General features: G+C 47.5%; 27 protein-coding genes. 14 read left to right on the forward strand and 13 right to left on the reverse strand.

Annotated elements, in window-relative coordinates:
* Positions 1 to 38: 38 nt before the first annotated feature.
* Complete coding sequence (locus tag AC2T0J_RS21660) at positions 39 to 287, reverse strand: EF-hand domain-containing protein (protein WP_489807798.1); 249 nt, start codon at positions 285 to 287, stop codon at positions 39 to 41.
* A gap of 357 nt (positions 288 to 644) precedes the next feature.
* Between AC2T0J_RS21660 and AC2T0J_RS21665 the strand changes: the two genes are divergently transcribed.
* Complete coding sequence (locus AC2T0J_RS21665; protein ID WP_489807799.1) at positions 645 to 914, forward strand: hypothetical protein; 270 nt, start codon at positions 645 to 647, stop codon at positions 912 to 914.
* A gap of 136 nt (positions 915 to 1050) precedes the next feature.
* Positions 1051 to 1401: a hypothetical protein gene (locus tag AC2T0J_RS21670; RefSeq protein ID WP_489807800.1), complete on the forward strand. Its 351-nt coding sequence runs from the start codon at positions 1051 to 1053 to the stop codon at positions 1399 to 1401.
* Here the strand turns inward: AC2T0J_RS21670 and AC2T0J_RS21675 are convergent, their stop codons facing one another.
* From AC2T0J_RS21675 to AC2T0J_RS21690, 4 genes are all read right to left on the reverse strand, one after another.
* Positions 1402 to 3420: a putative bifunctional diguanylate cyclase/phosphodiesterase gene (locus AC2T0J_RS21675; protein ID WP_489807801.1), complete on the reverse strand. Its 2019-nt coding sequence runs from the start codon at positions 3418 to 3420 to the stop codon at positions 1402 to 1404. It lies immediately after the preceding gene.
* 75 nt (positions 3421 to 3495) lie between these two features.
* Positions 3496 to 3936 carry a tellurite resistance TerB family protein gene (locus AC2T0J_RS21680; protein ID WP_489807802.1) on the reverse strand — a complete coding sequence of 147 codons (441 nt, stop codon included), beginning with the start codon at positions 3934 to 3936 and terminating at the stop codon, positions 3496 to 3498.
* A gap of 89 nt (positions 3937 to 4025) precedes the next feature.
* Positions 4026 to 5705 (reverse strand): ATP-binding SpoIIE family protein phosphatase, encoded by a 1680-nt coding sequence (locus AC2T0J_RS21685; protein ID WP_489807803.1) that lies wholly within the window; start codon positions 5703 to 5705, stop codon positions 4026 to 4028.
* A 20-nt stretch (positions 5706 to 5725) separates the two neighbouring features.
* Positions 5726 to 6028 (reverse strand): STAS domain-containing protein, encoded by a 303-nt coding sequence (locus AC2T0J_RS21690; RefSeq protein ID WP_489807804.1) that lies wholly within the window; start codon positions 6026 to 6028, stop codon positions 5726 to 5728.
* A 135-nt stretch (positions 6029 to 6163) separates the two neighbouring features.
* On the opposite strand from AC2T0J_RS21690, the gene AC2T0J_RS21695 reads away from it, so the two are divergent.
* The 3 genes from AC2T0J_RS21695 to pheA all read left to right on the forward strand — a co-directional run bounded on the left by AC2T0J_RS21695 (position 6164) and on the right by pheA (position 8753).
* Complete coding sequence (locus tag AC2T0J_RS21695) at positions 6164 to 6490, forward strand: SUI1 family translation initiation factor (protein WP_489807805.1); 327 nt, start codon at positions 6164 to 6166, stop codon at positions 6488 to 6490.
* A 56-nt stretch (positions 6491 to 6546) separates the two neighbouring features.
* A complete protein-coding gene (locus tag AC2T0J_RS21700; RefSeq protein ID WP_489807806.1) occupies positions 6547 to 7347 on the forward strand; it encodes a response regulator in 801 nt (266 codons plus the stop codon).
* Between the two features lie 221 nt (positions 7348 to 7568).
* A complete protein-coding gene (gene pheA, locus AC2T0J_RS21705; RefSeq protein ID WP_489807807.1) occupies positions 7569 to 8753 on the forward strand; it encodes a prephenate dehydratase in 1185 nt (394 codons plus the stop codon).
* A 223-nt stretch (positions 8754 to 8976) separates the two neighbouring features.
* Here pheA and tyrA read toward each other — a convergent pair whose 3' ends face one another.
* A complete protein-coding gene (gene tyrA / locus AC2T0J_RS21710) occupies positions 8977 to 10128 on the reverse strand; it encodes a bifunctional chorismate mutase/prephenate dehydrogenase (protein WP_489807808.1) in 1152 nt (383 codons plus the stop codon).
* A 3-nt stretch (positions 10129 to 10131) separates the two neighbouring features.
* Positions 10132 to 11223, reverse strand: coding sequence for a 3-deoxy-7-phosphoheptulonate synthase (locus AC2T0J_RS21715; RefSeq protein WP_489807809.1), 1092 nt, complete (start codon positions 11221 to 11223; stop codon positions 10132 to 10134).
* Between the two features lie 331 nt (positions 11224 to 11554).
* On the opposite strand from AC2T0J_RS21715, the gene AC2T0J_RS21720 reads away from it, so the two are divergent.
* From AC2T0J_RS21720 to AC2T0J_RS21740, 5 genes are read left to right on the forward strand one after another with little or no spacing between them, the layout of a single operon-like run.
* Positions 11555 to 12232 (forward strand): ABC transporter ATP-binding protein, encoded by a 678-nt coding sequence (locus AC2T0J_RS21720; RefSeq protein ID WP_489807810.1) that lies wholly within the window; start codon positions 11555 to 11557, stop codon positions 12230 to 12232.
* A gap of 38 nt (positions 12233 to 12270) precedes the next feature.
* The gene (locus AC2T0J_RS21725; protein WP_489807811.1) at positions 12271 to 13218 is read left to right on the forward strand and encodes an HlyD family secretion protein; all 948 of its coding nucleotides are present in this window, start codon (positions 12271 to 12273) and stop codon (positions 13216 to 13218) included.
* Positions 13208 to 14206 carry an HlyD family secretion protein gene (locus AC2T0J_RS21730; RefSeq protein ID WP_489807812.1) on the forward strand — a complete coding sequence of 333 codons (999 nt, stop codon included), beginning with the start codon at positions 13208 to 13210 and terminating at the stop codon, positions 14204 to 14206. The genes AC2T0J_RS21725 and AC2T0J_RS21730 overlap by 11 nt, the downstream gene beginning before the upstream one ends.
* Positions 14203 to 15387 (forward strand): efflux RND transporter periplasmic adaptor subunit, encoded by a 1185-nt coding sequence (locus AC2T0J_RS21735; RefSeq protein ID WP_489807813.1) that lies wholly within the window; start codon positions 14203 to 14205, stop codon positions 15385 to 15387. The genes AC2T0J_RS21730 and AC2T0J_RS21735 overlap by 4 nt, the downstream gene beginning before the upstream one ends.
* The gene (locus tag AC2T0J_RS21740) at positions 15387 to 16643 is read left to right on the forward strand and encodes an ABC transporter permease (protein ID WP_489807814.1); all 1257 of its coding nucleotides are present in this window, start codon (positions 15387 to 15389) and stop codon (positions 16641 to 16643) included. Before AC2T0J_RS21735 ends, AC2T0J_RS21740 begins: the two co-directional genes overlap by 1 nt.
* A gap of 647 nt (positions 16644 to 17290) precedes the next feature.
* On the opposite strand, the gene AC2T0J_RS21745 is transcribed toward AC2T0J_RS21740, so the two are convergent.
* On the reverse strand, positions 17291 to 18232 hold the full coding sequence (locus AC2T0J_RS21745) for an RDD family protein (RefSeq protein WP_489807815.1): 942 nt from the start codon (positions 18230 to 18232) through the stop codon (positions 17291 to 17293).
* Positions 18233 to 18507: 275 nt separating this feature from the next.
* Here AC2T0J_RS21745 and AC2T0J_RS21750 point away from each other — a divergent pair, with 275 nt between their 5' ends.
* From AC2T0J_RS21750 to AC2T0J_RS21760, 3 genes are read left to right on the forward strand one after another with little or no spacing between them, the layout of a single operon-like run.
* Positions 18508 to 19569 carry a serine hydrolase domain-containing protein gene (locus AC2T0J_RS21750; RefSeq protein ID WP_489807816.1) on the forward strand — a complete coding sequence of 354 codons (1062 nt, stop codon included), beginning with the start codon at positions 18508 to 18510 and terminating at the stop codon, positions 19567 to 19569.
* A 49-nt stretch (positions 19570 to 19618) separates the two neighbouring features.
* Positions 19619 to 19948, forward strand: a complete 330-nt coding sequence (locus AC2T0J_RS21755) for a glucosaminidase domain-containing protein (RefSeq protein WP_489807817.1) — start codon at positions 19619 to 19621, stop codon at positions 19946 to 19948.
* Positions 19949 to 20371 carry a glucosaminidase domain-containing protein gene (locus AC2T0J_RS21760; RefSeq protein WP_489807818.1) on the forward strand — a complete coding sequence of 141 codons (423 nt, stop codon included), beginning with the start codon at positions 19949 to 19951 and terminating at the stop codon, positions 20369 to 20371.
* Between the two features lie 16 nt (positions 20372 to 20387).
* On the opposite strand, the gene AC2T0J_RS21765 is transcribed toward AC2T0J_RS21760, so the two are convergent.
* The 5 genes from AC2T0J_RS21765 to rpsP all read right to left on the reverse strand — a co-directional run bounded on the left by AC2T0J_RS21765 (position 20388) and on the right by rpsP (position 22936).
* The gene (locus tag AC2T0J_RS21765) at positions 20388 to 20894 is read right to left on the reverse strand and encodes a maltose acetyltransferase domain-containing protein (protein WP_489807819.1); all 507 of its coding nucleotides are present in this window, start codon (positions 20892 to 20894) and stop codon (positions 20388 to 20390) included.
* 102 nt (positions 20895 to 20996) lie between these two features.
* Positions 20997 to 21356, reverse strand: a complete 360-nt coding sequence (rplS, locus tag AC2T0J_RS21770) for a 50S ribosomal protein L19 (protein ID WP_070174949.1) — start codon at positions 21354 to 21356, stop codon at positions 20997 to 20999.
* A gap of 18 nt (positions 21357 to 21374) precedes the next feature.
* Positions 21375 to 22136 carry a tRNA (guanosine(37)-N1)-methyltransferase TrmD gene (trmD, locus tag AC2T0J_RS21775; RefSeq protein WP_489807820.1) on the reverse strand — a complete coding sequence of 254 codons (762 nt, stop codon included), beginning with the start codon at positions 22134 to 22136 and terminating at the stop codon, positions 21375 to 21377.
* A complete protein-coding gene (gene rimM, locus AC2T0J_RS21780) occupies positions 22137 to 22658 on the reverse strand; it encodes a ribosome maturation factor RimM (protein WP_489807821.1) in 522 nt (173 codons plus the stop codon).
* A 26-nt stretch (positions 22659 to 22684) separates the two neighbouring features.
* Positions 22685 to 22936 carry a 30S ribosomal protein S16 gene (rpsP, locus tag AC2T0J_RS21785; RefSeq protein WP_123324175.1) on the reverse strand — a complete coding sequence of 84 codons (252 nt, stop codon included), beginning with the start codon at positions 22934 to 22936 and terminating at the stop codon, positions 22685 to 22687.
* Positions 22937 to 23201: 265 nt separating this feature from the next.
* Between rpsP and AC2T0J_RS21790 the strand changes: the two genes are divergently transcribed.
* Positions 23202 to 24941, forward strand: a complete 1740-nt coding sequence (locus AC2T0J_RS21790; RefSeq protein WP_489810384.1) for an ABC transporter transmembrane domain-containing protein — start codon at positions 23202 to 23204, stop codon at positions 24939 to 24941.
* Positions 24942 to 24960 lie beyond the last annotated feature (19 nt).

Below are 24960 nucleotides of genomic sequence, written 5' to 3' on the forward strand. Positions count from 1 at the left end.
TGGCAAAATCACCGGACTAAATGGCTGTAAACGCTGATTCAGACCGACAGCGATAATACTTCACGGCCATAATCTGAACTGATCAGTTCGGCTTCACTGATTTTGCCGTCTTCGTTTATATCAATGTCACCAAACTCGCGCAGTAAATCGGTATTTTTCACGGCTTCACGCAAAGTAATGAATCCATCGTCGTCAGAATCCATTTTTTCCATGAATTCCTGACTGGTTGGGATCGCTGCTGCTGAAAATGTGGTTACTGCTGCTAGGGCCAAAATAATAGAACGCATGGCTGTCTCCGCTTATTGTCTTTATTTGGATATATCATCCGACTAGAGCAGAACTCGTACCAACGCGACATTTACTATAAATTTCAAATAGTTATAAAATAACGATGGATATTACATCGCTCTTACAAGACTTATTTGTTGCAATTAAGCAACACTCGGTTGCTACAAACCCCACTGGTTTTTAGCGCGTTGCAATGATAATGGAGCACGTAAACTTGTGAAAAACCAAGGCGTGGATTACTTTTAATCCATTAGTTTGTTTGGTAAATGATGATGTGGCCTGAAAAGCACTTATCTCCCGCTGTCTGCCTGTTCTGCACTTTTTTTATACTCGCCCCGTCTGCGAATCAGGCTAAAATGGAGCTTGTTTCCGGGTTTAAAGTGTCCGGCTTAGGCCGCATTATTGGCGACTATCAGGATACCGACGGTGCAGCTTATCTGGACTACACAGACGACGTTAAATTTAATAGTCAGTCATTGGCTGCATTGCAGGCCGACTGGCAAGCGACTGATAAGCTGAGCCTTACTACGCAATTACTGGCTCACAGCAATTCTGACAAAGAGTCTGGTGTTGAATGGTTTTACCTGACATATCACCTGAACGACAACGGGCCTTTTTTGAAGTGAAAAATGCCGACTTCGACAATTCTGTCACGCTTTACCAGGTCGCTTTGGAGTGGGTATTCTGATGAAACGCCTACTCCTTTTTACTTGTCTGTTAGTAAACTGCATAGTAACTCATGCAATAAGTAATGATCACGTAATGGTTGTTACCCATCGCGACTCATCCATTACTACCATCACTAAACCCCAACTAAGAAACCTGTTTATGGGTAACCTGATATTGCCAGATGTAACGCCTATTGCACTGTCGCCAGGCGAAATGGCCCGTGCCATTTTTAACATCAGGGTCATTGGACTCACTGAATCCCGGATCCAGGCCTACTGGGCGCAAATGCGCTTTAATGGCCGACAGCAACGGCCGGAGGCCGCAGACAGCATAAATGAGCTGATTCTAATGATAGAGTCATCAACAAACACTATTGGGTATCTGCCGGAGGGCACGCCATTGCCTGAGGATATTAAGGTGATTTATCGCAGTTCTACACAGTAGCTAACCAGCCTGGCGCTGGTAGTCCGGCTGTTTTTTAATATCGGCTAATGGCCGGGGTTTGCTGAACAGATAACCCTGTACCGTGTCGCAGCCTAATGCCTTAAGATAATCCCACTGAGAAATCGTTTCCACGCCTTCTGCACAAATTTTCAGCGACAACCGCCGCGCCAGATCAATAATCGAGATGATCACCAGACGGCTACGTTCAGAGGTATCCAGCTCCATCACAAACTGACGGTCAATTTTGAGGGTATCAATGGTAATCTGGGTCAGATAACTTAACGAAGAGTAACCGGTACCAAAGTCATCCAGCGCGATAGTACAACCGAGGTTATGCAAACGCTTAAATAATGATTCGCTACTGGCAAAGTTGTCCAGATAGGCTGACTCGGTTACTTCAAATTCGACATTCTCAGGGTTAACCGAATGCGCCTTAAACGCATTATATATCCAGTCAAATAGCTCGCCGTGACGCAAATCATGCACCGATAAATTAATCGCCAGACGAATTTTCGGTGAATAAATGCTCTTCAGTTCGTCCAGCTCCTTACTCGCCTGATTTAGTACCCACTGCGTAATGGAGGTGATTTTACCAGCCTGTTCAGCTACCAGAATAAATTCAGAGGGCATAACCAGCCCTAAATCAGGATGCTGCCAACGGATCAGTGCTTCCAGAGAATCTATCTCACCGTTAAGATTGATTTTCGGCTGATAGTATAAACTGAACTGATTTTCTTCTATCGCCGCTTCAATACTGTTGGCGATCAGGATCTTCCGTTTATAAGACTCAGACATCTCAGGGTTGAATATAGTATAACTTCCCCTGCCTCTGGCTTTTGAGCGATACATGGCAAGGTCGGCATTACTGACCAGCTGACTGAGCTCGTAACCGGCCTCGCGGGCTTTCGCCACACCTATACTCACGCCAACTCTTAGCGACAGGCCTTTAAATATGAAAGGTTCAACAAATGCCGACAGCACTCGTTCGGATACGGTGGCCATATTCAGTTCGGTGGCTTCGCGGTCCGGGACGATCAAAAATTCGTCGCCGCCCAATCGGGCGAGAATATCGCCGTCACGAAGAATCGCTTTCACCCGCTCAGCCACTTCGATGAGGATCATGTCACCAGTTTCATGGCCTAAGGAATCGTTAATGCCTTTGAAGCCGTCAAGGTCGAAAAACATCAGGATCAAGTCGTTGTCTGCCCGTTTCGCGCGGGACAATTCAATGCGAATAGTATCCATAACAAACTGCCGGTTTGGCAGACCAGTCAGGCTGTCATAGTTGGCCAGCCTGGTCATCGTACCCTGCTGCTCCATCAACGTTTGAGTTTGCTGCTGGTTTATTGATAATTCATCTTCAATGGTCGCCATAAGGCGATTGATGTGTTCGCCAAGACGCTTGATTTCTGAGGTACCCTGCACATCATGACGGGATGTGTAATCTTTGGAGTCGATGACCATCTGGGTGAAACGGGACAACCCCTCCAACGGCCTGAATGACCGCCGTAGCATCATTAAAGAAAGAAAAATGGTAGTGCTAAGAAGCAGAACCACCCAGGGCATTGTCCTGAAAATTAACGAGCGGCGGCTTTCCGCCAGGCTGGAGCTTAAATCGTTAACGATCAACAAATAACCAACCGGGAAAGCCTGTTCGCCGATCCGTTCAAGGCTTATCAGTTTGCCCTGTTCAATATGAATGCCCAATTCATACACTGAAGGGTCAACAGGCCAATCCTGCAATCCCTGCCCAGTGTGGCGTGCGTCCCGCCCTACGTAATGTTCAACCTGGTTGTATTCATTGTCATAAATGGTGGCGTTTATCACATTGTTGTAAGGCTCCAGCCTCAACAGTACGATAGTCAGTGCAAAGCTATCCCGCTCCGTCTGCTCCATATAGGGCACCAGGTCGTTGGCCATATTGCGGGTTAGCGCAAACAGATTGTTCTTCTGTGATTCGAGAAACAGTTCTTCATGTTCAGCAACAGTGAGCCATAGTACCCATGTTGAAGATGTCATCACAACGATGCTCAATATCACGGCTATCGCCGTTCGGATACTACCGAACATTATACAGTTTTTCTCATCATTATCTTATTGCGTTGATTGCGCTTCCAGCTTTGCCTTAATGAAACGGCTATGAGGAATATAGAGCAGATCGGCAATCTTGCGTATTATATGTTCTTCATCCGGGCTAAGCGTTGCATCCGCGTAAGCAATCTGCCATAGCCCTCTCATCACCCGTTCCTTGTGTTCAACACTCATCCCCTCGTTCAATGCTTTGGTGAACTGCACTAAATCAACAGCCTCTTCAGAACGTTTTTCCCCCGTGCTGACGATATTTGTTATCTCTTCTTCAGTCAGATCAAAATTTTCGCGAATTAGTTGTGTAAGTGTAGCTAATTCACGCTCATCAGACAGGCTATCTGCTCTGACCACCTCACTCAGTAACGCCGCCGTAGCGATCTCCACCTGATGGGAAGTCTGGCTTATTTCTGGTGAGCCTTTAAACAGTTCCAGGATGGATTCCAACATGCTTTACTCCACTTTGCTATTGTCCATTAGTTTGACCGCTAACTGAGCCAGATAGTTTTTCGTTAATCCTACAATTTGTAGCACTGAACCTAATTGGGAATGCCGATATCATCAATAACGGGCTCGATGGGTATTATCACTTTGATTTGCTTGCCTGAATCGGATATATGTAAAGACTGACATAATTCTCTTATCAGTACGAACCCGCGGCCGAAGGTTTCATCTTCTTCGCAATTTTTTAGCACAGCTGCATCAAAGCCCGGACCACTGTCCTGCATACTAATTTCCAGCACGTTATCCGGCATCAGTCGCTGTAAGGTGATCCAAATGTCGCCCTGCTTTAACTGATCAATCCCCGCCCTGCGCCGTTCATAATATTCAATGAATCCTTGCGGTTCGGCTTTCAAATCTGATGATAAACCCAGAATGCCATGTTCTATAGCATTATTGGTAAGCTCTGTGATAACCGTAAACAGCTCAGAACGTATCGCGGCCAGACCAGGAATACTATTTACGATAGCAACCACCTGGTCGATCACCTGAGCATCTTTGATGTGTTGTGCAGTTAAGTGAAAAGACAGGTTAAATGGTATCGGTTCAGCAAGCAGCTCTGGGAGTTTAAACTGGAATGGTCGGCTCTTATACAGGACAATAGTGATATCATCTTCCGCCGCTGCACCGGCGCGATAGAGTTCTGCCTTGTCTACCAATAGCTGAGCATTTACCTGGCTGTTGTGGGTAAACCACTTTTCAACGCCTTCTTCGCCGAGCATCCCTAACTCTTTATGATGACTCTCCATCAGGCCATCGGTGTAGAGCAGTAAAGTATCGCCCCATTCGGTTTCAAAATACTGTGTCTGGTTGTCAAACTCATGCTCTTCCAGAATCCCCAGAGGCATATGTTGCGGATCAATTAACAGCCTAACCTTCTGCTCTGGTGTTTTCACCGCCAGTCTTGGTAAGCCGCCACTCCATAATGTGAAGCTTTTACCATTAGCATGAATCTCCAGTATGCTCGCTACGCAAAACATATCTGCCGGCAGCAGGTTAACCAGCAAATGGTTAAGCCGTGTGGCCATTTCGCCTACAGCAAGGCCTTTTAATGTCATCGCAGTAAATAACTGTGCCACTGGTATGGCACCAATAGCCGAAGCCAGACCATGACCGGTAAAATCGCCAATAAACAAATAAACCCCGCCCGAGGGGCTTTGCTCGCACAAAAATAAATCGCCGTTGAATTGTGCTTCGGGCTGCGTATAAAAATCAAAATAATCTGTGGTTACCGGGCTACGGTCAATGGCATTATCAAAAATATGCTCAACAATACGGTGATTTCTTTCCACTTCGAGTTGGAAATAAGTGAGCGACTGGTTTTTATCCTGAATTTCCAGGCTCAGTCGCCGGGTTCGCTCGTGGGCTTTTACCTTGGCATGCAGGATGATTTTTTCAAAGGGTTTGGAAATAAAGTCATCGCCGCCGCTTGCCAGGCACTTCACCAGACTTTGCTCATCATCCAGACTGGTAATAAACAATATGGGCAAATAACAATCCGGTGATGAGGCTTTTATTTGTGGGGCGGCTTCAATTCCCGACATCCCCGGCATAATCACATCGAGTAAGACAATATCCGGCTTGTGCAGCCGGGCCGTTTCAACCGCCTCCAGGCCGTTTCCCGCTTCGATAAAATCACTGTAGCCCGCTTCACTGAGTATTTCCCGTAAGATAAGGCGGTTGATCTCTTCATCATCAACAATCAGGATTTTTATCATGCGGAGACCATTACCGCCATTTACTGAATATCAAATTTTTTGTTAAACCGCGAAATTTGCAGGATCCGCGCAATTTGTGGCCGGGTATTGAGAATACGGTAGGTTAGCTGGCGTTCTGCCAATACTTTCTGCATATTCAGTAACATTCCCAGTGCCGAACTATCCATATACTGTGTAGCTGATAAATCAATGTCGATTTGCTTCACTTTGGGATCAAGATCTTCGTAAGTATTACGAAACTCGGTGACCAGTGAAAAGTCAAACCTCTCACCAATTTGGATATTGAAGGTCGAATCATTGACAACTTCAGCTTTTATATTCATTTGTGCTCCCACTCACAACTGGCGTTTGCTACTATTAATACTAGCAACGCGTTAATTTATCCACTGCAGAATAAGTTGTTAATACCACTTCGGCTTATTTGATTGTAGTCCAGTTTTAAAGAGTTACAGCAAAGTATGCAAAATTCGAGACTTGTTTACAGCACCGACGGCGGCAAAGTTGATCAATCGCGGGAATCAGCAGATACCCGCTCGGTAAATAAAGACGGTATCGCCCGAATTCAGCGCGAAACCAAAGGTCGCAAAGGTAAAGGGGTGTCGATCATTACCGGTCTTGACCAAAACGCTGATGAATTAAAAACGCTATGTACTGTACTGAAGAAAAAATGTGGCTGTGGCGGCGCTGTCAAGGCAGGCACCATTGAGCTGCAAACAGACGCCCGGGATAAAATTCAGCAATTACTCGAACAACAGGGTATCAAATCCAAAGTGGCAGGTGGCTAGTACAAACCTCATAGTCAACAGAATAACAATCAGAATAAACAACGAAGAGAATTTGAATGGAAAAATTATCAATATCAGATCTGAATATCGTGTTGGTAGAGCCTTCCGATACTCAGCGCAAGATTATTTCCGGCATGCTCACCAAAGAGAATGTGAAGCAAATCGACACCGCTGCCAATATTGCTGAGGCAAAAAACCTGGTAGAACTGCACGGTGCCGACCTGATTATCAGCGCCATGTATTTTGAAGACGGTACGGCACTGGATGTACTCAAATTTACCAAAGAACATGCCTCTTACAAGCATATCCCGTTTATGCTGGTGTCCAGTGAATCTCGCACCAGCAAACTTGAAGAGTTTAAACAAGCCGGCGTAGCCGCCATCCTGCCAAAACCGTTTGAAACGATTCATTTGCACCGGGCGCTGAATGCCAGCCTCGATCTGCTCAACACCGACGAACTCGAACTCGATCTGTTTGACATCCATGAAGTACGCGTACTGTTGGTAGATGACAGTAAGCTGGCCAGAAATCATATTCGCCGGGTATTAGAAGGTATGGGCCTGCAAAAAATCAAAGAAGCTGAAAATGGCGCCATGGCACTGACACTGATAAAAGATGAACCCTTTGATTTGGTGGTCACCGATTACAACATGCCGGAAATGGACGGCCGTGAATTATCGGAGTTTATCCGTTTCAATCCAGAAACGTCGCATATTCCCATTATTATGGTGACCTCCGAAGCCGCCAACAGTGTTCATATGGCCAATATTCAGCAAACCGGTGTGAATGCTTTGTGTGACAAACCGTTTGAGCCGGCGGAAGTGAGAACCATGTTAGCAGCGCTTCTAAGCGACTAACACTGTCAAGAACTGCCCATGAATATTATTACGTCACGCGTAAAAATGGGTTGACAGTCAGCCGACAGCGAAATAAAGTACTGGTATGAAATTATGTAATCCAAACATCGTCGCTCGCTTTTTCGTGTTTATCACCTTCATCTGAGGGAGGATACGTAGCGCGTGCGAATAAACCTCCCTACGGGAGGTTTTTTTTTGCCTGAAGTGTTAAGAGAGAATTTATGTCTGCCCCTGAATTAGATCAAATTAGAGAGCGCATTACTGCGCTGGATACTGAGCTACTCAGCTTGCTATCTGAACGTCGCGGCCTTACCAACCAGGTTGCTGAGACCAAAATCAAGCACCATATTCCAGTGCGCGACCAGGCTCGCGAAGAGCAGTTGCTCATTCGGCTGATAAAAGAAGGTCAGCAAAAGGGTCTGGATGCCCACTACATCACGCAGATTTTCCATGTCATCATCGAAGACTCCGTATTAAACCAGCAGGCTATGCTTGCCGAACGGGCCAACCCTGGCAGCGCCCTGCCCCTTAATCGTGTAGCGTTTTTAGGTGATCGCGGTTCATACAGCTACCTGGCTACCCAGAAGTACTTTTCCCGTCGCCCTGGCGATTTGTTGGAGCTGGGCTGTCAGAGCTTCCGCGAAGTTGTCGGTAAAGTGGAAAACAATGAAGCTGACTACGCCGTACTGCCGGTAGAAAACACCACCTCTGGCAGCATTAACGAGGTTTATGACCAGTTGCAGAATACTGAATTAAGCATCATTGGCGAACTGACTCATGCCATCAAGCATTCTCTGCTGGTGGCCAAAGAGACCACGCTGGCCAACATCAAAACGCTTTATGCTCACCCTCAGGTATTCACTCAGTGCAGTCACTTCCTGGCCGAGCTGGGTAACGTTGAAGTAAAAACCATGGATGCCACCTCTTCTGCCATGTTAAAGGTGAGTGAGCTGAACCGTGATGATGTCGCCGCTATAGGGAGTGAAGCCGGCGGTAATTTGTATGGGCTGTTTGCTATCAAGTCGAACCTGGCTAACCAGAAAGAAAACCACAGCCGCTTTATCGTGGTGGCCAAACAACCGGTGGTGGTGCCGTTACAGGTTCCTGCTAAAACCACCTTTGTTATGTCGACGGTGCAAAAGCCAGGCGCACTGGTTGAGGCGTTAATGGTACTTAAAGAAAATAACATCAACATGACCAAGCTGGAGTCCCGCCCGATCCCGGGTAACCCGTGGGAAGAGTTGTTTTATATTGATGTGGAAGGTAATACTCAGGATGGACCATTGCAGAGCGCATTGATAGAGCTTAAGCGCATCACCCGTTACCTGAAGGTACTGGGTTGTTACCCCAGTGAAGAAATTAATCCCACCAAGGTTGCGGCTTCAAAAGCACTGACGGCGGGCTAATTTCCTCAAATAAAGACGCACTCTGCTGCGGCAGAGTGCCCTGTTTAATACCCATTACACTTTAAAGCGCGACAACAGCCATAATTCAAATAGTGACAGCGACCAAAGGAATGATAGTCAGTAATAAGCGTAACTTTAAAGTCATGGCGAACACGTCCACTCAAAAAACAATATTGCAGTGCTTGGTTATCTTTCGCCGGCCAGGATATTACGCTGCTTAGAATCAGGTTCTCAGCATTTGGTCATCATCAGCTTTGAGCAAAAGGCGTTTACTATCTATCAGGCAAGTTTTTGCATAATCGCCAAACCAATCACCAATTTCGTTGAACTGGCGGATAAATTCGGCTTTGTCTCCGTTGTCCAAAATGGACAGTGCTTCTCCAAAACGTTGGTGGAAACGTTTTAATAATAAAAAGTTTTCTGGGTTATTAAAAATAATATCGGCATAAAGTTGCCCGGATTGGGCAAAAAGTCGTCCTACCATCGCCAGCTCCAGCCGATAAATAGGTGAACTGAGCTGGGTAAGCAAATTAAGGTTCGGATTTTCGCCGGCCAAATGGGCACCATAAACAAAGGTATTGAAGTGGCGCATAACCTGAATGAACGCCATGGCTTTGTCATGTTCCTGCGCGGAGACTTCAAACAGCGTGGCACCCCAGGTTTGCATCTGCCCCAGTAGCCAGCTGTATTGTGACGCACCACGTCCGTGACACACCACCACAACCTGCTTAATCATACCCGGCGCATCCGGGCCAAACATTGGATGTAAGCCCACTACCGGCCCCTTATGGGCCTGCATCATGGCTTCCAGCGGCTTATGTTTGATACTGGTGATGTCAGCCAGAATACAATCCTCAGGCAGACTATTCAGTTTGGCCACTACGTCAACAGTCAGATTAATAGGCACGGATACCAGCACCAGACTGGCTTGTGCAAACAGGCTGTCTGCCCGGCTCCAATCATCTTTTTCAAGAATATCTACGTTATAACCACTACGCTCGAACAAACCGACAAACACTTTACCCAGTGCTCCGGCACCACCGATCACCACGACCCGCTTAATACCCGGGTTAATACAACGGTAGCGATTGTTCTGAGTATGGTAGGATTCACGTATAATCCGCCGCATGAGGTCTTCAATTAACGATCCGGAAACGCCGCGCTGTGCGGCCTGCTCCTGGCGTTTTTCGAGCATTTTCGCTTCGCGCTCCGGCACATAAATGGGCATACCGGTTTTGGCTTTTACTTCACCTACTTTACTGGTGAGTTCGGCGCGCTTTGCAAGAATGTCGATGAGCTGGGTATCCAGCTCATCAATGCCATGACGTAATTCACTCAACTGCTGAGCAAACTGTTCCTGGTCGTTCTGTGACATAGATTAGGCTAATTCCGTACGCTTGTTTTGACGCAATGGTAGCACAGTAATGAGTTTGTCACGCATTTGATCCAGCAGGCTCTCTGTAGTTTCCCAGTCAATACAGCCATCAGTAATCGACACACCGTATTCGAGGTCTTTAAAATCGACGCCGTCAGACTTTTGATTACCTTCTTTCAGGTGACTTTCCAGCATGATGCCGATGATCGATTGATTACCCTCAAGAATTTGATTTACCACATTCTTAGCCACCAGCGGTTGGCGACGATAGTCCTTATTGGAGTTAGCATGTGAACAGTCGACGACCAGACCGGCTGTCAGGCCGGCTTTATCCATCCATTCTTCGCATTCAGAAACACAAACTGAATCATAGTTTGGTTGCTTACCACCACGCAGAATAATATGGCCGTCAGGGTTACCGGCGGTTTCGATGATGCTTACCTGTCCTTGCTTGTTAATCCCCATAAAGCGGTGAGAAGACGCTGCAGAACGTAAAGCATTCACTGCAATATCCAGACTACCATCAGTGCCGTTTTTAAAACCTACCGGCATCGACAGACCGCTGGCCATTTCGCGGTGAGTCTGTGACTCAGACGTACGCGCGCCGATAGCGCTCCAGCTAAACAATTCCGCCAGATACTGTGGACTAATAGGATCCAGTGCTTCTGTCGCAACAGGTAGCTCAAGTTCAGCCAGCCAAATCAGTAATTCGCGTGCTTTACGCAAACCGGTTTCAATATCAAATGTGTCGTTGATATGTGGGTCGTTAATTAACCCTTTCCAACCCGTGGTGGTTCTGGGCTTTTCAAAATACACCCGCATGACAATATACAGGGTATCTTTGTAGCATTCGTGCAGCTCTTTCAGGCGCAGCGCATAATCCTTGGCAGCTTCAATATCGTGAATAGAGCAAGGTCCACACACCACCAGTAAGCGATGATCACGACGATGAATGATATCAGAAATGATCTGACGGGATTGTCGGATAACATCCAGACCTCTTTCCGAGGCCGGAAGTTCTGCCGCCAGCGCGTCTGGCGTTACCAGCACCTTCTCTGCGCTAACGTGAATATTGTTAATAGTGTCCTTAATCATAGGGTCGCTCTTATTTGGTGAAAAGTCATTTCAATGCCGCTTAAACAAGGCCTCAGCCTTGGTATTAATTAAAGCAGAGCCAGGCAAAAAATACAGATGTAAAATTATATTTACAATGAAATATTACTACATTTTTTAAATCGTTGACTTTTTATCAAGATTCTATAAGCGAAGCAAGTAAAAGTTCCAAATTTATACTAATTTGTAACGAACTGTTACCAGAGCTCACATGGCGTATTTATTGGGTTGTATGACAACGCAGACACCACTAAAGTAGCATTTTGATGTCTGAAAATCTTTCTGACAACACAATAATAATGAGCGAAGACAGATGATTACACTCAAGGATATTCGTAAGAGTTTTACCAATGGTGAGGAAACCATAGTCGCACTCAACGATGTGTCTTTATCCATTCAGGAAAATGAATTTGTCGCCTTCATGGGCAGTTCAGGTTCCGGCAAGTCAACCATGATGAATATTCTTGGTTGTCTCGATACGCCGGACAGCGGCGAGTATTTGTTAAACGGTAACGCCGTGAATCAGTTAACCGATGAAGCGCTGTCGAAAATTCGCAACGAGCATATTGGCTTTATCTTCCAGACTTTTCACCTGCTGCCCAAACTCGACGCCATTGGTAACGTTAAGCTCCCCCTGCGCTACAGTGATGTGTCGGATGAAGAGGCTACGCAACGTGCTCAGGCGCTGCTGGAAAAAGTCGGCCTTGGCCACCGTATGCATCACCGTCCTTTTGAAATGTCGGGTGGACAACGTCAGCGGGTTGCCATCGCCAGGGCGTTAATTAATCGCCCCACTATGATTCTGGCGGATGAGCCCACCGGTAACCTCGACAGTAAAACCTCCGACGATATTATGGCCTTGCTCACAGAGTTACATCAGCAAGGACAAACTATCGTCATGGTCACCCATGAAGAAAACATTGCCGCCTACGCGCAGAAAGTGATCACCATGAAAGACGGCCAAATCATCAGCGAGAACATCAACTCATGAGACAATCAATTGTTTGCTTATTGATGTGCAGCCTCAGCATGGCGACATTAAGTGCCAGGGCAGAAAACACTGCCAGCCAACTGATTGTGACCGGCAAGGTCACCTCATCCAATGTGCAGGTTGTTTCCGCACCCCGTACCGACCGCTGGAATATTCAGATCCAGTGGATGGTTGATGAAGGCAGCATTGTTGAACCAGGCGATACCATTGCGCTATTCGACTCCGGCAGTGTGGATGCACAGCTTGAACAAAATGAAGACTCACTAAGTACCCAGACCCTGGAAATGGAAAGTAAACGAGTGGAGCTGGCTCAGGCCGTGACCGATGCCCGCAGTACATTAAAAATTGCCGATCTGGAAGTAGAAAAAGCCCGCATAGAAGCTGAAATTGAGAGTAAAGACGTTAGCGAGTACGACAAGGGGCAGTACAAACTTGCCCTGGAGCGTGCGCTGGTAGAGCAATTTAAAGCTCAGCAGGCACTGGAACAAAAGCTGATAGAACAAGAAAACACACTGCAAAAGCAACAGATCGAAATAACCAAGCTGGAAGAGAACATCAATTATCAGCGCTATCAGTTAACCCGGCTAAAAGTAAAGTCGACTATCACCGGTGTTGTCAGTCATATGTACCACCCCTGGACCAACGAGAAAATTACCGCTGGCACCACATTACAGGCCGCCATGAAAGTAATGGAAGTACAGGATATTGATGGCTTTAAGGTTGACGCCTGGGTGCATGAAATTGATGCCGACCGGGTTGATGTAGGTCAGCAGGCACTGGTATCCCTCGATGCCTACCCAGGAGTGAGTTACGCCGCCACCGTTACCAGCGAAGTTTCTCAACCAGAGAAGAAAGCCGGCTGGGGCGACAGCGCTTATTACCAGATTGAACTGTCGTTTACCGATATGCCCGACAAAAAATTACTACCGGGCATGAGCGTCAGGGTGGTTATCCCTGCGACACAGGAGTTAAGTCATGCACGTTAAATTCTCTTTCTTGCTGTGCGCCGCATTAATGCTTGGCGCTTGCAGCAACGATCGGGCGGCTGAGGCGTCATCCGAAAAAACGTTAAACGCCCCGCTCACCGCATCCGGTGAAATTGTTTCGCTGGACAGTGCCAGTGTGTCGCCGCCATCAATACGTGGAATGTGGCAAATGAAAGTGCAGTTTTTGGTGCCAGAAAACACCCATGTTAAAGAAGGCGATATGCTGCTCAAGTTTGATGGCCAACAATTGCAAACCAAGCTGATTGAGCAACAAAGTGAGCTGGATGCAGAAAAAAAGAATTTTGAGAAAGAACTGCTTGAAAACGAAGCCCGGGCAGAAGAGTTAAAACTCGCGCTTGCCGAAGCGCATATGAATTATGAAAAAGAAAAGCGCCTCGCAGAAATTGTTGATATTTCTACCAAGCGGGTGGAAAAAGAAAAACAACAAAAAGAGTTTGAGATAGCCAAAGCCAAGCTAAGTCAGGCGACTCAACAGGCCAAACAGTTTGCCGAAACCCGCGAGCTCAATGAGCAACTGGCGCAAAGCAAAATTAACCGTTTGCAATCTAAGTTAGGGCAAACACAACGGGACATAGCCAAGCTCACGGTTAAGTCGCCGAAACCGGGGTTGATAATGTACAAAGCCGCACCGGATGGTGAAAAAGTCGCAGTGGGAGATTCCGTCTTTATGGGCCGAACGATTCTGACCATTCCGTCACTGGATAAGCTGGCAGTTAAAGCACAGTTTGATGAGGCAGACACAGCTAAACTTAGCATCGGCTCGAAAGTGAAAGTGACACTGGATGCCTACCCGGAAGTCCCCTACGCCGGCAAGATAATATCCCTTGGCGAAGCCTACAAAGAAAAGTCCTCCACTAATCTGAGTATTGTGTTTGATGTGCAAATTGAACTGGAGAAAATCGATCCATCACGGATGCGCCCGGGCATGAAAGCGAATATCGAAGTGCAGGAGGATAACTTATCATGACCCCTAAATGGTTTACCTGCCTTCTGGCAGCTGCACTGTTAAGCGGTTGCGGCGAAACAGAACAAACAATCCCTACCTATCAGGTTGAACGTCAGCCTTTCGAACTGATGGTGCCAGTAAAGGGTGAGCTGGAAGCCGCCAGTGCAACCGCCATTGGCGCGTCGAGTCGACGCCCAATGACCATTGCCTGGCTGGAAAAAGAATATACCAACGTTAAAAAAGGTCAGTTAATTGCCCGCTTCGATGCTGAACAGCTCAATCTAGACATGCGCAAAGAGATGCTGGCTATGATGCTCCTTGAGGAAGACATGAAGCTGAACCGCTCTACCCTGACTCAGGAAGAGCTCGACGTGGAAAAGGACAAGGCCCTGGTAGTTAAGGAGTTTGCCTTTGCAGACGAGTTTACCATTGATGATTTGCGCGTCTATTCGCGCATCGAAATCATCGAAAACATGCAGAATAAAGAATACCTGGGTGCTAAAGATAACTACCTGGACTGGAAAAAAGAAAGTGTGGTTGAGCAAAACTCCAGTGCCATAGACGTATTAAGCATTCGCAAAAAAGGCAGTGAACAAAAATACAACCAGATTAAGTCGGCCATTGAGACGCTGGAAGTCCATGCGCCGTACGACGGTTTGCTGGTATATGAATCCAACTGGCGTGGCGAAAAGCCATCGGTAGGTGAAACCGTGTTTCCGGGACGGCCCATCGCCAAACTGCCTGACCTTTCGAAAATGCAGGCTAAGGGCTACGTGCTGGATAAACAGGCCATCGGCCTGGCACCCGGCCTGCCGGTCACCATTGCATTGGAAGCTTACCCAAATAAGGTATTTACCGGCACATTAAAACAGGTATCCGGTTTTTCCAGAACCATCTCCAGAAATGATCCCACCAAGTACTTTGAAGTGACAATTGATATTGACGATCAGGACTCGCCAATCCTATCTCCGGGGCGCAAATTAAATGCCCGGATTGAGGTATCCAAAGGCGAAAGCAAACTGATGGTGCCGATTCAGGCCATTTATAACGAACAGGGAGTGAACTACGTGTTCCGTGAAAATGGCAATGGCTTTAGCCGCCAGCAAATTGAAATTGGCCAGAAAAACCTGCACTTCGTGGAAGTCACCAAAGGCCTTAATGAAGGCGATAATATTGCCCTGTCGTACCGGGAGCTCATTTAATGTTAAACCAACTTACGTTAACCAAAACCCGGTTGCTGGTGAGTGACGCCTTGCATGAACTACTGGCGCAAAAGCTACGCACATTCTTAACCCTGCTGGGCATGATCTTTGGCGTTGGCGCAGTAATCGCGATGCTGAACATTGGTAAAGGTGCCGAGCAGGAAGCGCTGAAGATGATTGGCTCCATGGGGTTACAAAACCTGATTGTCGAATCAAAAAGCTACACCACTGAAGAACTGAAAGATATACGGGAAGAATCACTCGGCCTTAATCTGGCCGATGTGGAAGCCGCCATGGCTACCCTGCCCTTCATTACTCACTACAGTGGTGAAAAACAAATAAAGCTATTTGCACTCTACAGCGATTATGCCAAAGCCGACGCGTCTGCGGTGGGCGTAACCAGCAGCTACTTTGAGCTTGCCAGTATGAATGCCGCGCAGGGTCGCTTACTCAGCGAGGATGATGAGTTGCACGTGTCGCAGGTGGCGGTACTGGGTGCCGATGTAGCCAACAGCCTGTTTCCCGACAAAGATCCCCTGGGCCAGTTTCTTAAAATTAACCATGTCTGGTTTGAAGTAGTAGGCGTGATTGCAGCGCCGGAATTTAATAAAGAAGCCTTTCAGGGGGTGAAAATTAATGGTGACAGAAACCGAGTGTTTATCCCATTATCCACCAGTCAGAAAAAACTCAACATGGAACCCCTCGCCAGCGAACTGGATGTGGTAAAGTTTGAAGTCGAAGAGGATTACTCTACCGTACTGGCAGCGAAAGCGGTTACCCAATTGCTTGCTCAACGCCATGGTGGCATTGACGACTACAGCCTGATCATTCCGGTGGAACTGCTGGCCCAGCAAGAGAATACCCAGCGCATTTTCAATATTGTCATGGCCTGCGTGGCCGGTATCTCATTACTGGTTGGCGGTATCGGCATTATGAATATCATGCTGGCCAACGTACTGGAGCGAACCAAAGAAATTGGTTTGCTGCGAGCAGTAGGTGCCACCCAACAAGACATCAAATTACAGTTTATTGCTGAGAGTTTTGTGATTTCAGTGATTGGCGGCTTGCTGGGCATTTTCTTCGGCCTGGTGTTATCCGAGATTATCGGTTTCTACTCAGACTGGGCGGTAAGCTGGTCGTTAACAGCGATAGTTTTATCAGTATCGATTTGTCTATTGGTAGGTGTAGGCTTCGGTGTATTCCCGGCGATAAAAGCCTCAAAACTCAACCCGATAGACGCCCTCCATTCAGATTAAAACCGGACAAAGTCCGGTTTTATCCCGGAAACGCCGTAAGGTGTTATCCGGGATCGCCTCTTCTATTTGCCGGTTTTTTCCCGGGATCGCCCTAAAGGATGTTTTTTTTGGGTCAATAACACACCGTCATGCCGGAAGCTGCTTTAGCCGCTATCCGGTATCTCCTGAAAAGTTTTACTCACACACTAAGACTGCTGCCTTTATAGAAGATACCGGCTCAGAGGCCGGTATGACGGTGTTGTTTGAAGACTGCAATGCGATGTTAAAACATCGGCTTTTTACCTGTTCGGTTATTGCGAACTATGGGCCGACAAAAAGTTTCAGGTAATCCGTAGGCTCGTCACGGACGACGAGCCAGGGCTGCGCGGGCAGGACGCCCGCTCAGCGCGTTAGGGTTGCCCTTTTTGTTTGCCAATAGGCTTTTCGCAATTTAGAACTGCGGGGGTCAAGGGGCGACGCACTTTGCCCCTTGTTGCTGTCGGCAACCCGACACAAAGTGAAGACTACCTTAGGGTTTCAAAAGAAAATTTAACCGCGTCAGCCTTTTTTTAGAAGATCCCGGCTCAGCGGCCGGGATGACTGTATAATTCAGCCGAGATGACGTATTGAGGCAATCCCTGAGGGCAATCCCTGAGGGCAATCCCTGCTTAAAGTCCGGAAGGATTAAACTCATAACTTCCTATCTTCCAACTCGACCAGATACCAATATCGTAGCCGTAATACAGGTCGACTGAGATAACATCTTTGTCCATGGCTTCGGGATAATTCTCTAACACTTTTTCAGCAATCTCCCTGGCATATTCCATCTCATTCACGCGATTGGAATCGATATATACCGCCAGATCTACGCTTTTCTGCGAAGTATTCCCCCGGTCCGCGGGATCGGCGTAATAGGAAGTTGAGCTTGCCATTATCCCTACGGTATTCACGCCGGGTTCCTGTAGCAGTAGGGTCCGCGTTGCTAGCATCTGTTCAAACTCGCCGTGGGAAAAAAGTATATTGATAAACGAAGGGCTTATACCGCCGAGTATGAACCACAGCGCCACAATCACCAGATGTGGCGTCCATACTTTCCTGACCTCTTCCTGTTTTGCACCAGCGTAGACCACATAGGTACCAACGACCAGATCGTGCAGGGATTGCCGGGTTCGGCGGTTAAACAAATACAAATAAAGTATCGAGAAGGAACCGCCAACAAGCAAAGCCCCTATGGGGTACATAAGCCAGAAAAATCCCTCATCTACTGGCAGAAAATCAATCTGTAAAGCAAAAGGGATGCCGTACACACAATATCTCAGCAGTGAGCGCCCCAGCGAGATAGTTTGGTTATTACCGTCGACTACCCGGATACCCAAAAGCCTTTTACCCAAAGTCTGGCCATCAGCGTAGTGACTGTTCATCACGCCGAAATAACCCAGTGAGATAAAGAAGCCTATGAGTAACGACCAACCGCCCATTTGTATAAACACCGGCTCGAGCACCAACCCCAGCGCAAACCCACCCAGCGCCAGTAATATTGAGTCGACAATCAGTGCGACTATTCGCCGCCAGAATCCGGATATCCACGGTAAATCAGGTTGCTGCGTCATTTTCCATTCCTTATGTGCTTTGACTGACTTGTTGGGTGTGATTGATGCGAACCTCCGGTGAGAGACGAGAAAGAAAATCAGTTCATCATGAACTGATGCCCGAGAAGCTACTACCGGTTATATTATTTATCGCTTTGCTGTACCAATATAGCAAGCACAATCAGAATGTTAAGCAAAAAATCATCGATAAAACACCTTGTTAAAAAGGGTGCTGGTAATCCGTCACAACTGGCCTTAGGCTATGCCTATTCAACTCAAAACATAGACTCGCGGTAATGCAACGTAAAACCGTTAATGCCCTGCGGATACTGGCACTGGTTATCGTAATATCCAGCATCGTATTATTTGCACCAGTTAATGCCCTTTTTATTTATCTGACGCCCCAGTCCGAAGATATACAGGCTGAACTCAACCGGGCCGTAAGTAATGGTATTGCGGGCATGATTGTTTATGTGGATGAAGGTAATGGTATACCGGCAGAAAGCTACGCAGCAGGCCTGCATAACCAACAAAGCGGACAGGTAGCACACACTGATGCACTGTTTAAAATTGCAAGTATCAGCAAACTCTATGTGGCAGCCGCGGTTACGCGTCTAGCCGCAGGTGGCCAGTTAGATCTCGATACTTCCTTGCTTGATTATTTACCCCAACAAGCGAGTCGAATAACCAATGCTGAAACAATTACCCTGCGTATGCTGGTACAACATCGAAGTGGTATTGCCAATTACACCGACGACCCGGCATTTAACTGGTTTGCACCGTTTGATGAAGCCAGTGTTACCGCACAAAGTCTGGCTTTGATTTATGATAAGCCTGCCTTATTTGAGCCGGGAACGGAATACGCCTACTCCAACACTAACTATCTGTTGCTTGGCCGGATAATGGATAAAACGCTGGGTTACAGTTATCGTGATTACATCCAGAAAGAATTCATCGAGCCGCTGGGATTACACCACACCTTTGGGTTGTTAAGCGAACCATTACTCCCCTCACTAATGAGTGGCTATGTGTCAGGTTACGACGATGACCTCAAACACCTTGCCTTTATGAGCCCTGCCGGCGCAATGGTAGCCACTGCTGAAGACGTGGCTATTTTTCTCAGAGTACTCAATGATGGCTCATTACTTACTCAAGGAGAACAGGCGCTCTATAACAGCCTTTACGTGACTAGTCATGATGGCTGGTTACCGGGCTATTTGAGTTTTGCCCGTTATGATGAACCAAGCGATACTGTGGTGGTGATATTTGCCAGCACCAGTGGCGATGAACCCTGGCTGATTTGTGATATTGTGCACCGACGAATTCTTGCTGTGCTTAAAGCAAGGAAACAACAATAATGATCTGTTTGCGCCGCTCGCTGCTATCAATTGAGAAGTGATAATACCGTTGTGGTTAAAAAACGGGGAACCTATTATTAACCTGAAAAACAATAAAATCCTGCTGACGTTAGTCGCAATCCTGGTCGCCATTGCCTTATGGTTTGCATTCTTTAGCCGCGTAACGCCACCGGATTTTTCACAATACCAGGCAGGACCTGAGCGTAAAACGGCATTTTTTGGCTACTTTGCGCCTCTTGTAGCCGATGTGAACAAAGAAATCCTGGCCGACAGGGCTGAAGTGGAAAAAGTATGTACCGCGGATGCCGAGAATAACGCGGCTCTTTCTGATCTGGCAGTTAAATACCGGGTAGATAAAACGGATGTCGAGAAGGAGTAATTGTGCACAGTATTACTGCGTAGAGTGGATATTGTACCCGCTTCGCTGGCGCTGGCTCAGGCCGCTAACGAAAGTGCCTGGGGCACCTCAAGGTTTGCTCAGTTGGGCAATAACTTTTTGGGTCAGTGGTGCTTTGTAAAGGGCTGCGGCATTGTGCCTAACGATCGCGGTCAGGACCAGGTGCATGAAGTAGCGGATTTTCGCTCACCCCGCGACTCAGTAGCCAGCTATATGATGAACCTCAACAGTCATGATGCTTACCGAACGTTGAGAAACATCCGCCAGTCACTCAGAAAAAAGGATGCCGATATTACCGGTATTGAATTAAGTCACGCCTTAAGCAGTTATTCAGAGCGTGGCGAAGAGTACGGCAAAGAGCTAAGAGCCATGATTAATTTTAATAAACTTACGCAGTACGACTAACTGCTCGAACAGCTAACTACCGGGCAACCACTTTACCCGGTTCGACAACTGCACCTGCCGGGATAACTGCGCCCGGCAGTACCGTGCAACCTTCACGCAGTACCACGTTTTCGCCGATTTTAACGGGGCTGGCTTGTTGCCATCCGGCTTTGCGTTTGGCCGCTTCCAGTGGGTGCGTTAGCGACGCGATCACGACGCCGTTCTCGACTCTGACGTTTGCGCCAATATGAACTGGCGCAGCATCCAGGATCACCACCCTGTCACCCAAAGTAACTTTATCCCCGGCATAAATATTGATCCCGTAGTCACAGGCAAAATCATTGCCGATAACGGTATTTGCTGCGTTAGGTAAGAGCTGCCTGATGAGTGTCTGGCGCTTTGCCACGTTGCTAACCGGCAGTTGATTAAGTTCACGGCAAAACCGCTTAGCCTGTTCACGTGCTTGTAATAATTGTGGATGCTGGGTCTGATACCACTCGCCGCTGTATACCTGCTGCCAGATAGCATCCTTAGAATGAGTCATAGTTAGATCGGTGAAATGAATATTAGCTGATGGTAAGCCACAAAAAAGCCCGCAACAAGTGCGGGCTTTTTGAAGTTAACAGTAACGCAAGGATTAGTAATCTTAGTTAAGCTTCTCTTTGATACGTGCAGACTTACCTGAACGCTCACGCAGATAGTAAAGCTTGGCGCGACGCACTGCACCGCGACGTTTCACTTCAATAGAAGATACCGCCGGGCTGTGTGTTTGGAACACACGCTCTACGCCTTCGCCACTTGAAATTTTACGTACTGTAAAAGACGAGTGAAGACCACGGTTACGCTTAGCGATAACAACACCTTCGTATGCCTGAAGACGTTCTTTGTCACCTTCAGTTACACGAACTTTAACAATCACTGTGTCACCTGGGCCGAACGCAGGAACATCAGCTTTAAGCTGTGCTTGCTCAATTTTTTTGATGATATCTTGACTGACTTTGCTCATCATATCCTCTCATCCTAGTTAACTGTCATCTTGCTGCAACGACGCCTGAAATGCTTCTAGCAAGCGTTGCTGCTCCTCAGTCAGAGCTAGGTCGTTTAATAACTCAGGGCGACGCAACCAGGTTCTACCTAAAGATTGCTGCAGACGCCACTGTCTGATTTTTTCGTGATCACCGCTTCTTAACACATCGGGTACGGCTTTACCGTCGAGTACTTCCGGGCGAGTATAGTGCGGACAATCCAGCAAACCATGAGTAAATGAATCTTCAACTGCAGAATCACTGTGACCGAGTACTCCCGGCACTAACCGTGCAATTGCGTCCATCATCACCATGGCAGGCAGTTCACCGCCACTTAACACGTAATCACCAATTGACCATTCCTCATCAACGTGGCTTTCAATTACGCGCTCATCCACCCCTTCATACCGGCCACACAACAAGATTAACTTGTCGTTGGCTGCCAGCGACTTAACACCAGCCTGGGTTAGCGTTTTACCCTGTGGAGACAGGTAAATCACTTTACTGTTTTCACCGCCGGCCTGTTTGGCTGCGGTAATTGCGTCGGTTAGCGGTTTAACCATCATTAACATGCCAGGACCACCACCATAAGGGCGATCATCGACAGTGCGATGACGATCGTGTGTGTAGTCTCGTGGGTTAAAATGTTCAACTGCCAGTGTGCCGTTCTTCACTGCCCGCCCTATTACTCCTTGTTGAGTAAAGGGTGCGAACATTTCAGGAAACAAACTGATAATGCCGAACCATTTTTCCGCGGTCACTTAAAACCCCGGATCCCATTCAACCGTAATCACCCGCTCGGTTTTATCTACTGTTTGTACGACAGAGTCGAATACAAACGGTAATAGTCTTTCTTTTTGACCAAAAGCATCGTTTGCCTTTGCTTTAACGCGAATCACGTCATTAGCGCCGGTATTAAACACTTCTTTAACTACACCCAACTGATAACCTTGCGTAGTTACCACCTGCATGCCGTTAAGCTCACGCCAGTAAACCTCATCGTCACCCAGTTCAGGGAGTTGCTCAGCGTCGATGCTGATATCCAGATTTTTAATGCGCTCGGCATCATCACGGCTATCAATATCAATCAGCTTCGCTACGATGGCTTTGCCATGCGGTCGCCATTGATCAATCTGATATTCTCTGTCATCAGCCAGTAACCACGGGCTGTAGTCGAAAATACCTTCTGGCACTTCGGTATAGCTGTTGATCTTGACCCAACCTTTAACGCCGAAAGGCGCACCGATTTTGCCAATAACCACTTTGTCAGACGCTTGACTCATCTAAACCTACCAGAATGAAGGACAGCTTATGCTGCCGCTTTTTTAGCTTCTTTTACCAAGCTGTTAACGCGCTCAGATAAGCTTGCGCCAACACCAACCCAGTACTCTACACGCTCAAGATCTAAACGCAGACGCTCAGCCTGACCTTGTGCAGTTGGGTTAAAGAAACCGATGTTTTCAATAAAACGACCGTTTCTTGCACGGCTGCTTTCTGCAACCACTACTTGATAAAATGGACGCTTTTTGGCGCCACCACGCTGTAAACGAATAGTAACCATAAATGCCTCAAACTCGTTGTAGCGTTACCGTTAACTTACCTTTTCAAACCCTGAATGAAATACATACAAGGCGAAAGGCCGCGGAATTATACGTATACGCAATGAAATTGCAAGGCTTATCAGCGATTAATTGTCTGAAATAGGAGGAATAAAGCGGGTTCGAAAGTAACCTGGCTGGTCCTTTACACTTCTTAACTCATCTTAACTGGGCTTTCGTCAGTCTCTCACCCATAATGCCATTCACTGAATAATCACTTCTGTGGCAATTTCATTGATATTAACCAAAGACGTACTGAAATGGCTGACACAGCTGCTTACGCCCTATAAACTCAAAGTGGCCTATGCGGTTATCGCGCTTACCGTTGCTGCTGCCGCCTGGCTGATGCTCGGACAAGGCATTAAGCTGACCGTTGATGAAGGGCTCAGCGCCGGTAATATCAACCGGCTGGATGCTGCTATCGGTTGGGTTATCCTGTTTGCCGTGGTTGGCTGTCTGGCAACCTACTTCCGGTTTTACCTGATGACCTGGCTTGGCGAGCGTATCAGTGCCGATATTCGTATCCAGGTATACCATCATCTGCTCACCCTGACACCAGGCTTTTTTGCCGAAACCCGCACCGGCGAAGTGATTTCCCGTTTTACCAACGACACCAGTGTGATTCAAACCGTTGTGGGCATGAGTTTATCGATGGCCCTGCGGTCGTTGGTGGGCTTTGTGGGTGCACTCATTTTAATGACCTTTACCAGCCCCATGCTGACATTGTGTGTGCTGGTTGCCGTACCCTTTATTCTGGTACCACTCAAACTGATTGCGCCAAAGGTGCGTCATTATTCACGCCTCAGTCAGGATCGCATTGCCGATATGGGCTCACAAATAGATGAAACCCTGCATGAAATCATGGTGGTGCAGGCATTTAATGCGGTATCCGGTGAACAACAAAAGTTCACCCAAAAAGTCAGCTCTGCGTTGCAAGCTGCTGCCACCCGAATTCATTACCGGTCGATGTTAATCGGTGTCATTATGCTGGTTAGCATGTTATCGGTAATTGGCATCGGCTGGCTGGGGATCAGGCAGGTCATGAGCGGCGAAATTAGCGCTGGTCAACTCTCAGCATTCTTATTTTATGCCGTGCTGGCCGGCAGCAGTATTGCCACCATCAGTGAAGTACTCGGTGATATTCAGCGCGGTGTAGGTGCCAGTGAGCGCTTGCTGGAACTCTTGGCCACGACTGCCAATAATAATGCCGGTCAGGTAGTGCTGCCAACTCTTGATGCGCCGCCCCAAATCAGTTTTGAGCAGGTGAACTTTGGTTATACCGAACACGCCACCTTATTTGATAACTTCTCCTTAAAGGTGAAACCGGGCGAGTGCGTAGCGCTGGTAGGGCCAAGTGGCGCGGGTAAATCGTCATTATTTCAATTGCTCCAACACTTCTACCCTATTCAGGGCGGCACCATCAAACTCAATGACAGCCCGGTAACCGAACTCACCCTGGACAGCCTGCGTCAACAGATTGCCCTGGTGCCTCAGGAACCAGTAATTTTTGCCAGCACGGTAATTGAGAACATTCGCTATGGCCGACCCACCGCCAGCAAAGCCGAAGTCATCGAAGCGGCAAAACAGGCGTTTGCCGATGACTTCATTAATGAGTTGAGCGACGGTTATCACACCCAGTTGGGTGAGCGCGGTGTTAAACTCTCCGGTGGCCAGCGTCAGCGTATCGCCATTGCCCGGGCGTTTCTGGCTGACCGGCCGATATTGCTGCTCGATGAGGCCACCAGCGCACTCGACGCGGTGAGTGAACATAAAGTACAGCAGGCGCTTAAATACCTAATAAAAGGTCGTACCACACTGGTAATTGCTCATCGTCTGGCCACGGTGCAAATGTGCGATCGCATTGTTGTAATGGATAACGGCACGGTCAGGGGCTCAGGCAAACACGAGGAATTAATAAAAAACGACACCCTGTATAAGGAGTACGCCGAGTTGCAACTCATTCCCTAGCCCGCCAATACACCTTTGG

This window comes from Alteromonas sp. ISO5 (assembly GCF_058105165.1).

Coding starts and splice junctions, on each gene's coding strand:
- AC2T0J_RS21660 (WP_489807798.1), bottom strand. CDS start 287: ATGCGTTCTATTATTTTGGCCCTAGCAGCAGTAACCACATTTTCAGCA.
- AC2T0J_RS21665 (WP_489807799.1), top strand. CDS start 645: ATGGAGCTTGTTTCCGGGTTTAAAGTGTCCGGCTTAGGCCGCATTATT.
- AC2T0J_RS21670 (WP_489807800.1), top strand. CDS start 1,051: ATGGTTGTTACCCATCGCGACTCATCCATTACTACCATCACTAAACCC.
- AC2T0J_RS21675 (WP_489807801.1), bottom strand. CDS start 3,420: ATGACATCTTCAACATGGGTACTATGGCTCACTGTTGCTGAACATGAA.
- AC2T0J_RS21680 (WP_489807802.1), bottom strand. CDS start 3,936: ATGTTGGAATCCATCCTGGAACTGTTTAAAGGCTCACCAGAAATAAGC.
- AC2T0J_RS21685 (WP_489807803.1), bottom strand. CDS start 5,705: ATGATAAAAATCCTGATTGTTGATGATGAAGAGATCAACCGCCTTATC.
- AC2T0J_RS21690 (WP_489807804.1), bottom strand. CDS start 6,028: ATGAATATAAAAGCTGAAGTTGTCAATGATTCGACCTTCAATATCCAA.
- AC2T0J_RS21695 (WP_489807805.1), top strand. CDS start 6,164: ATGCAAAATTCGAGACTTGTTTACAGCACCGACGGCGGCAAAGTTGAT.
- AC2T0J_RS21700 (WP_489807806.1), top strand. CDS start 6,547: ATGGAAAAATTATCAATATCAGATCTGAATATCGTGTTGGTAGAGCCT.
- pheA (WP_489807807.1), top strand. CDS start 7,569: ATGTCTGCCCCTGAATTAGATCAAATTAGAGAGCGCATTACTGCGCTG.
- tyrA (WP_489807808.1), bottom strand. CDS start 10,128: ATGTCACAGAACGACCAGGAACAGTTTGCTCAGCAGTTGAGTGAATTA.
- AC2T0J_RS21715 (WP_489807809.1), bottom strand. CDS start 11,223: ATGATTAAGGACACTATTAACAATATTCACGTTAGCGCAGAGAAGGTG.
- AC2T0J_RS21720 (WP_489807810.1), top strand. CDS start 11,555: ATGATTACACTCAAGGATATTCGTAAGAGTTTTACCAATGGTGAGGAA.
- AC2T0J_RS21725 (WP_489807811.1), top strand. CDS start 12,271: ATGGCGACATTAAGTGCCAGGGCAGAAAACACTGCCAGCCAACTGATT.
- AC2T0J_RS21730 (WP_489807812.1), top strand. CDS start 13,208: ATGCACGTTAAATTCTCTTTCTTGCTGTGCGCCGCATTAATGCTTGGC.
- AC2T0J_RS21735 (WP_489807813.1), top strand. CDS start 14,203: ATGACCCCTAAATGGTTTACCTGCCTTCTGGCAGCTGCACTGTTAAGC.
- AC2T0J_RS21740 (WP_489807814.1), top strand. CDS start 15,387: ATGTTAAACCAACTTACGTTAACCAAAACCCGGTTGCTGGTGAGTGAC.
- AC2T0J_RS21745 (WP_489807815.1), bottom strand. CDS start 18,232: ATGACGCAGCAACCTGATTTACCGTGGATATCCGGATTCTGGCGGCGA.
- AC2T0J_RS21750 (WP_489807816.1), top strand. CDS start 18,508: ATGCAACGTAAAACCGTTAATGCCCTGCGGATACTGGCACTGGTTATC.
- AC2T0J_RS21765 (WP_489807819.1), bottom strand. CDS start 20,894: ATGACTCATTCTAAGGATGCTATCTGGCAGCAGGTATACAGCGGCGAG.
- rplS (WP_070174949.1), bottom strand. CDS start 21,356: ATGAGCAAAGTCAGTCAAGATATCATCAAAAAAATTGAGCAAGCACAG.
- rimM (WP_489807821.1), bottom strand. CDS start 22,658: ATGAGTCAAGCGTCTGACAAAGTGGTTATTGGCAAAATCGGTGCGCCT.
- rpsP (WP_123324175.1), bottom strand. CDS start 22,936: ATGGTTACTATTCGTTTACAGCGTGGTGGCGCCAAAAAGCGTCCATTT.